Raw genomic sequence first — 13,315 nt, 5'->3', positions numbered from 1 at the left:
TTTATTCGTTTTAATTTAATATTATTTTTATTTCTATGATTGGAAATAAAAATATAATCTTGCCTAAGTTGAAAGAGCAACATTCTTCTGTCTACAGTTGAACTCAAATGGAATTACGGTGTGGCTAATTTTTCTAAATAAGTCATGGTATTTATTTTAATGATGATTTGTAATTTATGGATTGTTATTAAGAATGCAATGGCTTGATGTTTGAAATCATCTGGTCTAATGAAAAAATTACCCTTACTCTCGTTACTAACAAAATTATCAAGCAATGCTTATTTAAATGGTCTGTGTAATACCTTTGTTGTTTTACTACCAATTTCCCTCATCTCTGCGTTTAGCACGCTGATCAGCAATCTTCTTGGTTTGGTTGGGTATGAGGATGTCGCTGGGCAAGTGTTACGAGCCAGCGACATTGTGTGGCGCCTTTTTCCCATTCTGTTACTGGTCTACTACAGCTTATTTTTAGCATCGCTGCACAAACTTTCCAAAGTCACCGTTATTACCCCTGCGCTGCTGATCTATTTTTTGGTCTGCCACAACTGGGGTTTGCTACAACAGGGCACGATTGTGCCGAGTAACTACCCGCTGGCGATCATCATTCCAGTATTAGTGAGTTTGACCATTCGCTGTGCTACACAGCGTGGCTGGTTTGTAAATTCTGGTTTACCGAATGTGGTTGATCAATCACTTAATCTTGTCGCTTCGACATTTTTGTTGGTGGTGCTCTACAGCATTCTCAGTTTCTTGTTAAGCACAGCCGTTGATCTCACGCAGGTCTCTGAGTGGATGCTACCGTCGCTGACCTTGGATTGTTTAACCCATGGCGTTGTCTATGAACTGGCGAGAAACTTGTTTTGGAGCTTGGGCATCAATGGACACATTGTGCTTGCACCATATAAGGCCGAGCTTTATGAAATGACGCAGGCGGCATTTCACATTAGCGCTCAAACAGGCGAACCGTTGCCAATTTTAACCAGCAATTTCTATGATATTTACGCTGGCATCGGTGGGGCTGGAAACACCTTGAGCTTAGTGATTTGCATGGTTTTACTGACGAAACATAAAGCTTACCGTTCTTTAGGTTTGGCGGTATTGCTTCTTAGCGTGTTTAACATCAACGAGCCGGTGATTTTCGGCTTGCCCATCATGTTCAACCCTATTTTGATTGTTCCGTTCCTATTGGTCCCTGTGTTTGGCTTGGTCGTTGCTTACTACGCTACGTTTTTCGGATTGGTGCCACCAATCTCTGCGGTCATCAGTTGGATGTCTCCGCCGATTTGGAGTGGTTACATTGCCACTGGTGGTCATCTGTCGGCGGCGATTTTGCAAATCATCATCATTTTGGCGGGGATCCTGATTTATTATCCATTCTTCCGTCGCATGGACCACATTGCCAGTACGGATAGCACCTTGTTTAAATCCGCTTCGGACGATTTTTTTGACTATGAAGCTATCGAACAAGGCCGACGCACAAGCCCGCTTTTTCCCAACATGATGGAAAAATTCTCAGCTCAACAACGGGTGGCTCAACTGAAGGCAACTGGCAATTTTGTGTTGTTTTATCAGCCTCAGTTTGACTTGGAGCATCACAGGATTAATTCGGTAGAGGTGCTGATTCGACATCAAGATCATGATGGAAAAATCTCCCCCCCTTATTTTCTCGATGATTTTCGAACGCTGAAGCTGACGACAGAATTGGATCTGTGGGTCGTCAGGACGGCCTTAACCGAGGTGTCACCGTTGGCGGTGAACTGCTGTTTTAAAGTGTCGATCAATATTTCTCCAGAAACGTGCTTGATTCCCAACTTCGCTGAACTGGTGATCAGCATGATTGAAGAAAGCGCATTAGAGTTTACTCAAGTGGAACTGGAAATCACCGAAGAGTTACTGATTCAAGACGCACAAAGTACGCAGAGGGTGCTGAATGCGCTTAGAGAAAAAGGTGTCAAAATCGCGCTGGACGATTTTGGCTCGGGCTATTCCTCGATTGGTTATCTCTCCAAGTTTGAGTTTGATAAAGTCAAAATCGACCGTTCATTGGTACTAAACCTCGACAATCCAAAAGGGCAAGAGCTTTTTCGCTTAACCAGTGAACTGGTTAAAATTACTGGCGCAGAGATCGTCGTCGAAGGCGTTGAAACGGAAAACGAGTTACGTTTTATTGCTCAGCAGGGCATTCAATTGGTTCAGGGGTATTACTTCTACAAACCGATGCCGTTTTGTGACGTCGCAAAACTTGCCTTTAACGACCGCTGTTAACGGTTCTTAAGATATCTAACACTTCGATAAAGCGGACACTATTGCTCATTTGATGATGAAAGCCCCTCTACAAACAATGTGGGGCTTTTTATCGTAATCCCTTCCCAGGATAAACAACAGCGGTATGGTTGACGTTGTTGATAGTCCCGTAACCGCAGCCAATCAATGCTCTGGGCGGGCTTATAAGACTGTATGCTTCGACCGCTAACCAATAACACCAAGTTTTCTTAGTATGATATTGATTTTTTATATCTATTAAGAATGAATCTATCCCAAAATCCACTTTTGCTACTGCTCAAATCCGCAAAGTAAGCAAGAATAGACTTAGAGTGTAAACTTTTAAGTTTACCTTTTGCATTTTTTAAATAAAATAAACTCGTAAGTTTACTTTTGGCTGTATAACTAGGTGGAAAATGGCTGTGGAAAAAACGTTTATGAGTGGAAGGCGAAGCAAAGCACTGTTGGTCTCAATGATTTCATCAGCGATGTTAATGGGTTGCAGTGAACCGGCAGCGGATGTGATCAGTGTGCCTGTTGTTCGTCCTGCGTTGGTTGAGCAAGTTGCATCGCAACAGGCACAAACACTGAGTTTCAATGGTGTTGTGCAAGCGGCAGAAAGAGCCGATCTCGCCTTTCGTGTTTCTGGTCGTTTGACACAGCTGTTGGTCAACGAAGGAGACATGGTGAAGAAAGGTCAATTACTGGCCCAGCTTGATGCTCGCGATGCGCAAACCGCGCTTGCTTCCGCTCAGTCAGAGTTTGATAACGTGCAAGTTGAATATGCCCGTGCTAAGGCGGTGTTTGAGAAAAGTCGCGCCATCACCCAAAGCGACCTAGATGCGTTAAGCACTCGCCTTAATTTGGCTAAAAACAGGGTTGAAGAAGCGCAGCGTAAGCTGGAATACACCAGTCTTTACTCGCCATTTACTGGTGTAGTGGGGCTAAAGCAGGTTGACAATCATACGCAGATTCAAGCCAATCAACCGATTATCACGTTGCACAACCTGCATCAGCTCGAGGTCTTGGTCAATATCCCAGATACCGTGATGCTGACAGAACGTCATCGCACACGAGCGTTTGCCGAACTCGCGGCGATTCCGAAGCACCGTTTTCCTTTGACCCTGAAGCACTATTCGACTCAAGCCGATGCGGCAACACAAACTTATGCCGTGACGTTGTCTTTTACTGATGTCAGTGGCTATCGCGTGCTTCCTGGGATGACGGTGAAAGTACGGCCTGATCGCACAGAGTTTGATCAAAGTGCAATGGGTGTGATGACTTTACCTTTAACCGCGGTGGTGTCAGATAACCAAGGGAGCCAATACGTTTGGGTGGTGAACAATGAACATCAAGTGCACAAACGCATTATTGAGGTGGGAAATTTGCAGCAAAATCGCATTGAGATTAACGCCAACTTACAGTTGGGGGAAACCGTGGTGATAGCGGGCACGAGCGCCTTGAGCGAAGGAATGGAGGTACGTCCTTATACTGAATCCGCTCAAGGAGCAATGTAATGAATATTGCCAGTTACACCATTGCGAAACGCACCAGTGTGTGGGTGCTGATTGCTTTAATCTTACTGGGAGGGTACGTCAGTTACCTGAAACTGGGGCGTTTTGAAGACCCGGAGTTTGTTATTCGTCAAGCCGTGATCAACACGCCGTATAACGGTGCCACTGCGCAAGAGGTCTCTGACGAAGTGACCGATCTGATTGAAGGCGCAGTGCAATCGCTTCAAGAATTAAAAGAAGTGAAATCGGTCTCTAAGCAAGGGATGTCGGAAGTCACTGTCGAGATCAAACTCGAGTTCGCTAAGAGTTCGGCGGAGCTCCAGCAGGTTTGGGATAAGCTACGTCGTAAGATTTCCGATGTACAGCGTCAACTGCCTCCGGGAGCTGGGCCATCGATTGTCAACGACGATTTCTCAGATGTTTACGCCCTTTTCTTTGCCGTAACCGGTGACGGTTTTTCTGATAAACAGCTGCAAGATTATGTTGATACATTGCGCCGTGATTTGGTGCTGGTGCCTGGTGTTGCCAAAACCGCGACATTGGCGGAACAACAAGAGCAAATTTTCGTCGAGATCTCTTCGGAGCGTTTGAAACAGTTGGGCATGTCGCTGGATAAAGTGACTCAAGTGCTGCAAAAGCAGAACCTGATTACAGTGGCGGGTAGCATTGAAACCGATGCGATGCGCTTACCAGTGATTCCCGATAGCTCGATCCGCTCTTTAGACGACATTCGCAACCTGCAAGTTGGGCTAGGAAGTGACAGCAAAGTGATTCGCTTAGTTGATATCGCTGAGGTGACTCGTGGCTACAAGACGCCAGCAACAATGTTGATGCGTTACAATGGTGAGCGCGCCATTGGCTTTGGTATTTCCAATGTGATGGGGGGCAATGTGGTGGAAATGGGCGATGCGGTGAAAGCACGCCTAGCTGAATTGGAAAGCCAGCGGCCACTGGGGATGGATCTTCATCTTATCTCGATGCAATCGGATTCGGTACGTGCCTCAGTGGCTAACTTTATCGACAACTTGATTGCTGCTGTTGCTATCGTGTTTGTGGTGCTACTGCTGTTCATGGGGATGCGTTCGGGCATCATCATTGGGTTTGTGCTGTTGCTGACGGTAGCAGGAACGTTGTGCATCATGCTCATCGATGACATCGCGATGCAGCGCATTTCACTCGGTGCTTTGATCATTGCGTTAGGGATGCTGGTGGACAACGCGATTGTGGTGACTGACGGTATTTTGGTGCGATTGCAGCAAGAGCCAAAGGCTGACAAGCTGACGATCGTCAATGAGGTGGTGGATGCGACTAAATGGCCACTATTGGGTGGTACGGTGGTGGGCATTTGCGCCTTCAGTGCGATTGGTCTTTCACCTTCCGATATGGGGGAGTACGCAGGCTCATTGTTCTGGGTGATCCTCTATTCCATGCTGTTAAGCTGGGTGTTTGCTGTCACAGTAACGCCGATGCTCTGTCATGACTTCTTGAAGGTCAAAACGGTGCCGAGCGATCAACCCGTTGGCGGTATGATGAGTGCGTATCGTGGGTTGCTCCGATGGGTGTTGCGACATCGAGTGGTGAGCGTGATGGCAATTCTTGCCATGCTGTTCACGTCGCTATGGGGCATGAAATTCATTCCACCTGGTTTTATGCCGGATTCACAACGTGCGCAGTTTGTCGTAGATGTTTACTTACCTCAGGGATCGGATATTCGTCGAACCGAGCAAATGGTTGCAGACATTGAGCAAGATGTGGCAAGCAAAGAGGGTGTCACAAACATCACCAGTTTTATCGGTGGTGGTGGTTTGCGCTTTATGCTGACCTACTCACCAGAAGCACGCAACACCAGCTATGGTCAGTTGTTAATAGATATTGACGACTATCAAAAGATCGCGGCGCTGTTACCCGATTTGCAACGCGAGTTAGACGCCAAGTATCCCGATGCGTCGATTAAAGTGTGGAAGTTCATGTTGGGCCGTGGTGGTGGCAAAAAGATTGAAGCTGGCTATAGAGGCCCGGATAGTGCGGTGCTGCGTGGTTTAGCTGAGCAAGCAAAATCCTTGATGATGGCAGACAATGATCTGATCGCGGTGCAAGATGATTGGCGTCAACAAATGCCAGTGGTGAGACCGGTTTACTCAACCGAAAAGGCGCAACGCTATGGTTTAACGAATCAGGAGATTAACCAAGCGATCAGCCAAACGCTGTCGGGCAAAAATGTGGGTGTCTACCGTGAAGGAGATGACTTAATTCCGATTGTTTTGCGCGCACCGCAAGAAGAACGCCAACACGCTAGAGCGATTGAAAATACGTTGGTGTTTAGCCATTCAATTGGCCAATCCGTGCCCGTTAGTCAACTGATTGAATCGGTGGATGTGGTGTGGCAAGACGCGATTTTACGCCGCATCGATCGCGTACCAACGATATTGGTGCAAGCCGATCCTGCGCCGGGAGTCATGACTGGCGATGCGTTTAAGCACATTAGAGCGAAAATTGAGGCGATTCCTTTGCCTCCGGGTTATGAGCTAACTTGGTATGGTGAGTACAAGGCTTCGAATGACGCCAATGAAGGTTTGGTGATATCAGCACCATATGGGTTCTCTGCCATGATTCTCTCGGTCATCTTTATGTTTAACGCCTTGAGACAACCGCTGGTGATTTGGCTCACTGCACCACTCGCCGTGATAGGTGTGACCATTGGCTTAATTGTCTTTCAGACTCCGTTCGAGTTCATGGCGATTCTCGGCTTTTTGAGTTTGATCGGTATGATGGTGAAAAATGCGATAGTTTTGGTGGATCAAGCGGATGTGGAAGCTCGATTGGGTAAGCCAGCATTCCAAGCCATCATTGATGCTGCGATGAGCCGAGCAAGGCCAGTATTATTGGGCGCATTGACCACCATCTTAGGCGTTGCGCCATTGCTGGTGGATCCATTCTTCAAGAGTATGGCGGTCACCATCATGTTTGGTTTGTTGTTTGCAACCCTGTTGACATTGGTGGTTATTCCGCTGTTTTACGCCATCTTGTTTCGTGTCAGACCGCAGGATGGAGAAGAGACACAGATGGCGTCACCCGCGAAAATAGTGACCCACGGCTAAGGCAAAGACAAACGCTATTCAACAGGGTAGCGTTTGTTTTTTCAGCTTTTTCTCACCGATTGTATGCAACGGATGCCACTTCACAGAACCTTTTACAAAAGTAGTTAAACTTAAGTTACCCCATCGTCAAAGGAGTCTCTTATGGATTTCAATGAACTGGTCAGTGGTCAACATCAAGTCTGGAATGTCATTATCGCTTTGTTGCTCGGTGCCATCATTGGTACACAGCGTGGCTGGGTAATGAGAAACAGCGCCGAAGGCAGTCGGGTCGCTGGGATTCGGACGTTCTCTTTGGTGGGTCTTTTTGGTGGTTTAACCACGCTACTGGCCAGCCACACCTCACCGTTTGTGCTTGGCTTTGCCCTTATTGCGTTGGTTGCGCTTGCCTCTATCGCCTTCATCATTCAGCAGAAAAATAGCAAAGACATCAGTATTACTGGTGTGGTGAGCCTGCTCGTGACTTTTGTCATTGGCAGCCTTGCGGTTGCTGGGGAAGCTGTGTTGGCAGCGTCTGCCGCCGTAATAACCGCGGTGGTGTTAGACAATAAAAAAGAGCTCCATCAAGGCCTACAACGATTACAAGAATACGAGCTAGACGCCGCATTGCGGCTCATGATGATCTCCGTGGTGTTATTGCCTTTGTTACCCAATCAAACTTATGGTCCTTGGAACGCCCTTAACCCTTATGAGATTTGGTGGATGGTGGTGTTGATCGCTAGCATTTCGTTTGTCGGTTACTTCGCGATTAAGATCGGTGGTGCGAAACGTGGCGTGCTGTTCACCTCGGTCTTTGCAGGCTTAAGTTCTTCAACGGCATTAACCTTACAGTTCTCCAATCTATCGCGGGAGGAGCCCAATATTAGCCCTTTGCTGGCGAGTGGCATTTTATTGAGCTGCGGTACTATGTTTCCTCGTTTACTCATTGTTTTGTCTGTGCTCAATCCGTCTTTAGTGGCTCATTTATGGCCGATTGTCTTGGTCATGATGGCCGCGCTTTATCTACCAGCTTGGTGGATATGGCGATACAGTGAAGTGGCGTTTAACGAACAACCTGGCAAGCAGACTAACCCGTTAGCGTTACAGTCGGCGTTGTTCTTTGGCGTCATTTTGGCGGTGATCATGTTGCTTTCACATGCGCTGTCTGATTGGTTTGGAAGTGCGGGTACGCTCATGCTGGCTGCGCTTTCGGGTATCACCGATGTGGATGCGATATCGCTGGCCTTGGGGCGACAAAGCACACAGGGGTTAAGTGTTACCACTGCAACACTGGGGGTGTTTATCGCCGCATCGGTGAATACGCTAGTCAAAGGTGGCATGGTGATGGCCATTGGTGATCGCAAACTCTGGATCCGTGTTGGGCCTATTATGTTGTCCAGTGTGGTGATTGGCGCTTTGGTTTTTTGGCTGACGAACTAAACGAAAACCTGAACAGCCGTGTTGAAACAGAGGCCCAGCATGAGCTGGGCCTAGGACATTATGGAAGGTTGACAATATGATTCTGCTAGTTTTGGTGAACAAAAGGCCCCGCAGTGGCGCTTGAGGTGACATTACCAGCAGCATCATAGACTTTTGAAGTGACGTAATATTCGTAAGCCACCCCTTTTGAACCATTGAAGTTATACGAATGACTCGTCACCTGTTCATTTTTGACGTAGGTTCCACAGCAGCTGAACGTCACTTCAGTTGAAGAAGCCACATCGGTTTCCCAACTAATTTGGAATTTCACTCCTTTGATGGTGCGGCTACTGACATTGGATATCGCGATATCACCGCCAGTGCCGCCTGAACCACTACCGCCGCCACTACAGAGGGTTTCAGTCACCCCCACTTCATTCCAGGCAGCCAGAACATTTGAAGAGTAAGTTCCAGAAACCGCATCGGTCGCACTGCGCGCCAAGCAAAAATCGGCATTGGGAGGAAGGGTAGTAAAGCCGCTGAAGACAATTTGCGTTGCTGCGCTCAAACCAATGCCAGAGACATCCGTACCAGAAGCAAATTGCCCATCGGAATTTTGTCCTCCGTTGACCAATAAGTAATACCAGTGATTAATGATCCCGCTGTTGATGTGGACGCCTCCATTGTCCCCTGTTCCGGTGTAACGTTCGTTGTAGTGAGATGGGTCGCCATCTTCTCCCGGATCGGCCATATTGCGGATACCATTGGTGTTAGGGGTAATGTCTTCACCGATCGTCCAGTTGCCGCTGCCATAGAAGAACTCGATATTGGTTCCCATGATGTCAGAGAAAGCTTCATTTAATGCGCCAGATTCGCTTTGATAGATGAGATCGCTAGTGGCGTCGGTCAGACCGTGTGAAAGCTCATGTCCGACCACATCTAAATCACCAGACAGATTGACGAAGGTGACGCCGTCCCCATCACCATAAGCCATTTGAGAGCCATTCCAATAGGCGTTGTTATAGTTGTTGCGGACGTGAGCCGATGAAACAATGCCCTGAGCGTAGTGCTCTACCCAATCAAATAAAAGAACCGTACGGAAATAGTGATCGGTGACGTTGGCAAAAAAATGCGCATCGACGAGTGCTGCTTGGCCTGGAGAAGTGCGACCGGGCGTTACCCAATTGTCATCATCGTCGGTGGCTAGAGTCCCGGGCAATCGGCTTCGCCCACCGGCATCGTAGGTGGTCACACGACCATCGCTCGAAACCATCTCAAACTTGCCACGATTATAGGTCGTTAGGCTGGTCAGATCTTTGGTATCACCATGAACGCCGGTGCCGCTGCCAGTGGTGAGACCGTCATAAGCATTGAGGACTTCGCCCGTTTCCGCATCAATCCAATAGTGCCAACGACTGTCGACACGTTGATTTTCGACGATGTAGAAAAATCGGCCGTTATTGGGGTCAATGTAGAGTTCGACGTGCCACTTTCCATGCCCACCGATCTTCATCATCACGATGCCCTTCGCTGCTTCGGCTTTGAGTTGAACCTCGTTGCTCGACAACAGCTTTTCGTAAGGACGACCGATTACAGCGGCGGTTTCTCCACGGGCATTGACGATGACACTGATCTCTCCACCAAACACAGTCGCATTTTCAAAACGTTGCTGATATCGATTTGCCTGCATCCCATCAGCATTGAGTGGATAGTTCTTTATCAGTGTGGCGTGATCGGGTAAGCGAAAATGGGCTGCGGCTTTGCCTTTCAGTACGGGTGCCTGTGCAGTGTTAGATTTGCCAGCAGTGTGAGAAGAATCATTGGCCGCAGAGGCAACCTGTAGCGATGTTGCAACCACAAATGCGGCAGCGATAGGGACGAGTTTCATTCTAACCTCCGGATGAGGAGCCGTTATGTCTGTCCGCCAGAGATAAGAAAGTCGGCCAGAGATAAGCGAGTAGAGCAACGGTCATGGTTGCAATAACCTTTACTACTAAGCTTAGGAAGGAAAGTAGGTGGGATCAAACCTCATTGCGGAGTTGATAATAATTTATCTGAATAATGAAGTGGATATATTGTTAATTGTGTTATTTATGAGACGAATGGGAGAGAGTGATTGATGTGATAAATAAATGAACTATAATCTCAACGAATTTTTATAAGATGTCCCATAAATCAGTTTTCTCTACTTGTGGTTTTGTCACTGGATTGCTTACTTTGGTAGAGTATAAACAAGGAAGTCAGTTTTAGACGTCTTAATCAACCGAAATAACAAGTTGGCTTGTATTGTATATTTGGACTGATTGAGGTTTCCGCTTTGTTGTCTATATCAAACTTATTTTTTTCTTCGTTAAAGTGTAGTGCTTTAGCGGGGTTACTCTTGGCGTCCACAAGTTTTTCGGTGGCCGCTACTTCTGAAACTCGTATTCTGACGCCTGATCAAAACTGGATGCCAGTGACGGATCTTAGCCTACCCAGGCAGATGAAAATCGGTACATTAGACAACGGAATGCGTTTTGTTGTCATGCCTTCGCGAGCGGCACTAAACGCCCTTTCTCTACGCTTCGAGTTACAAACCTCGACCAATCAAACTTGGTTGGTTGCGCAAGAAGCGGATTTGTCGCAAACCCAGTTGAAAGAGGGGTTGTTGCAACTTCGCGAGCAAATCGAAGTGAATGGCAAGCTCCCATCGACACCAAACAGCACTCAAACCCTCATCTTGGTTGGCGATGTGAATGTAAAAGATGCGATTGACCAAATCGACATCGTGTTTAGTTCGGCGGAGATGGCTAATTCAGCGCCTGTAAGCCTGTTTAACCCTACGCCAAAAGCGACAGAGGAAACACAAGCTGTCGCCGTACGTCTTATTGCCACGAGTGCTCATGATGAGATGGATGACGACAGTAAAATGTATCGTAAAGAAGCCACTAAGCGTCATTTGGCGGATGATGTGCTGGTTGCTCGAATCGAGAAGCAGTTGATCGATGCAAACGTGGCGGTTGTGTCTGTGAAAGCAACAGAACGTTGGAATCGTGTCCAACTGATCAGCAGTATTATCGTAGAGCTAAATGATGCCAGTCAGATCTCACAAGCAAAAGAAGTGCTCTCTGCTGCACTGCACAATGCACGCAATGGGAATGTGTCTGCTGATGAGTTTGCAGCGCAAGTTCAGTTACGTCATGAACGATTGAAAAGAGAGCTGAAGTCAACAACGGCTCAACAAGCCGACGAGATCGCCAAAGCAATTCGTTTCAATCGAATCTATGTTCAACCATCGGATGAGTTGCGTTTATTCGAGTTTCACATTGCTCACATGACAGAAGCAGACGTCAACGAAGCGATGATCATTCATTGGTCTCAACGCACACAGCTTCTCACGCATATCACGGGGAACTAACTCCCTTGAATTAGAAAAAGCCAACTTGCTGTTCAAGTTGGCTTTTTTTGATGTCATTTTCTCCAATTTGGCGCGACTTTTGCTTAAAGAATACATTGAGTTTGGTTTGCCATGAAAAACGTTGCCGTGAGTTATCAGATTCTCAAATTGAGAATCGATTTGAGATACAAGACGGCGTTTTTGATAGGTAACACCGATACAGGGAGGCAATCAGTATGCAAAACAATGACGATCAAAAGCGAAAGTATTACCGACTCAAATATCCACTAAAAGCACTACCTCGTATTCGCATTAATGGAGATGTTTACAATGTGAACGAAGTGTCAGAAGGGGGCTTACGGGTTACGCTTTCCAGCATCCATCATTTCCATCAAGGTCTACTCATTCGAGGTACCTTGCAGTTACTCAACTGTGTACTGGCCATTGAGGGGCGAATTCTACGTTTCGATCAAGATGAATTGGTGTTAAAACTGTCTAAAGGGCCGAGCTTTAAACACATGGCCGCAGAGCAACGATATCTTTTGCAGCATTTTCCTACTCATGTCCGTATGCTGCGTCGAGCTTCTGCTAATCAAGTTGCTTAGTATAGTGCTTAGTGATGGGTGGAAGCGTGCTATTTCCTTCAACCCGAGTATTGATTGTAGCAAGGGTGTCATTGACGTCAGTTTGCTTCGGTTCGACTAATTCTTAAGCCATTCAATGGCAGATTCGTAATCGGAAAATGACTTCATTTCGCCAGATATAAACCAGTTGCCTATTTTGGCTGCAAGTTCTTGCCAGTTTTTGTCTCCGTAAATGGCAATTTTCTTGATATTTAAACCCATTTTTAAACCAAGCTGAAAGTCATCCCACGCAGCGCGGGGTTCCCAACCTGAAAACTCGGTGATGTCTGCCAACATTTTCATTTGTTCGGGAGCAATCCCTTGAAGTGCATTGTCCAGAATCGGGGTGATCGCCTGATAATCTTGATGGGTTAATGTGCCAGTCGCCTTAAAGACTAATATGGATTCAGAGCCGATACGATTTACACCAAAGGTTATACCGTGACGCTGAGTATTCATAGTTCTTACTCCTTATTGTGAATTTTAACTTCAGCATAGAGGACAATCGGGACAATCACGAGGATTGTATTTAGAATTTCAGTGGCTCAAGGCCTTTCGATACCGTCAAGCTCGATACGATTCTGATCGACTCGCTTTGCTGACAAGCGTAAGTAAATGGTGAGAGGGGGTGATTGGGAGCGAGATAATATCCCTGAATAAAATGTCACTAATGATTCACCGAGTCGTCATAAAAATTTCATCTATTTATGGATTGTGTTCCAGTGAAGACATATCAATACTGTCAACAGGATGTGAATAAACAGTAACGTGAGGAGTATGGATATGCAGCATCAAGAAATGGTTCAACCCACTCATTTTGGCGTTATCGGCCGAACTTGCCTTCTCGCTCTGGGTGTCGTTGCTGGTTTCCTGCTGTTTATGTGAAGAGCGACGAAGCGAGCGTTTGACCTGAATAACACGCAGTGTAATGCAAAGATGTAAAGGGGTTGGCAGCAATGTCAGCCCTTTTCACGTTTGAACACCATCGATTTGTCGGTTTAAACGTGGAACAGAGTCAGCACTTAGTTTGTTATTGGTCGTGTAATT

8 protein-coding genes are annotated in these 13,315 nt (G+C 46.8%); 6 read left to right on the top strand and 2 right to left on the bottom strand.

The features are described 5' to 3' along the window. Nucleotides 1–228: 228 nt before the first annotated feature. From LZU85_RS10275 to LZU85_RS10260, 4 genes are all read left to right on the top strand, one after another. Complete coding sequence (locus tag LZU85_RS10275; RefSeq protein WP_237287017.1) at nt 229–2,265, top strand: EAL domain-containing protein; 2,037 nt, start codon at nt 229–231, stop codon at nt 2,263–2,265. A 434-nt stretch (nt 2,266–2,699) separates the two neighbouring features. After that, nucleotides 2,700–3,779, top strand: coding sequence for an efflux RND transporter periplasmic adaptor subunit (locus tag LZU85_RS10270; protein WP_176298151.1), 1,080 nt, complete (start codon nt 2,700–2,702; stop codon nt 3,777–3,779). Further along, nucleotides 3,779–6,874, top strand: coding sequence for an efflux RND transporter permease subunit (locus LZU85_RS10265; protein ID WP_237287016.1), 3,096 nt, complete (start codon nt 3,779–3,781; stop codon nt 6,872–6,874). The genes LZU85_RS10270 and LZU85_RS10265 overlap by 1 nt, the downstream gene beginning before the upstream one ends. 141 nt (nt 6,875–7,015) lie before the next feature. Continuing rightward, on the top strand, nt 7,016–8,290 hold the full coding sequence (locus tag LZU85_RS10260; protein WP_237287015.1) for an MgtC/SapB family protein: 1,275 nt from the start codon (nt 7,016–7,018) through the stop codon (nt 8,288–8,290). Nucleotides 8,291–8,375: 85 nt separating this feature from the next. Here the strand turns inward: LZU85_RS10260 and LZU85_RS10255 are convergent, their stop codons facing one another. Beyond that, nucleotides 8,376–10,157 carry a M4 family metallopeptidase gene (locus LZU85_RS10255; RefSeq protein WP_237287014.1) on the bottom strand — a complete coding sequence of 594 codons (1,782 nt, stop codon included), beginning with the start codon at nt 10,155–10,157 and terminating at the stop codon, nt 8,376–8,378. Nucleotides 10,158–10,649: 492 nt separating this feature from the next. Between LZU85_RS10255 and LZU85_RS10250 the strand changes: the two genes are divergently transcribed. Both LZU85_RS10250 and LZU85_RS10245 read left to right on the top strand, forming a co-directional pair. Then, on the top strand, nt 10,650–11,666 hold the full coding sequence (locus LZU85_RS10250; RefSeq protein ID WP_237287013.1) for a signal recognition particle: 1,017 nt from the start codon (nt 10,650–10,652) through the stop codon (nt 11,664–11,666). Nucleotides 11,667–11,881: 215 nt separating this feature from the next. Beyond that, nucleotides 11,882–12,250 carry a PilZ domain-containing protein gene (locus LZU85_RS10245; protein WP_217904561.1) on the top strand — a complete coding sequence of 123 codons (369 nt, stop codon included), beginning with the start codon at nt 11,882–11,884 and terminating at the stop codon, nt 12,248–12,250. 96 nt (nt 12,251–12,346) lie between these two features. Here the strand turns inward: LZU85_RS10245 and LZU85_RS10240 are convergent, their stop codons facing one another. Continuing rightward, a complete protein-coding gene (locus LZU85_RS10240; protein ID WP_237287012.1) occupies nt 12,347–12,727 on the bottom strand; it encodes a SpoIIAA family protein in 381 nt (126 codons plus the stop codon). Nucleotides 12,728–13,315: the final 588 nt, after the last annotated feature.

It is taken from the genome of Vibrio floridensis, from assembly GCF_021852965.1.
Lineage (GTDB): Bacteria > Pseudomonadota > Gammaproteobacteria > Enterobacterales > Vibrionaceae > Vibrio > Vibrio floridensis.
The sequence above is the reverse complement of the archived record's forward strand: the minus strand, read 5'-3'. Positions and strand labels throughout refer to the sequence as shown.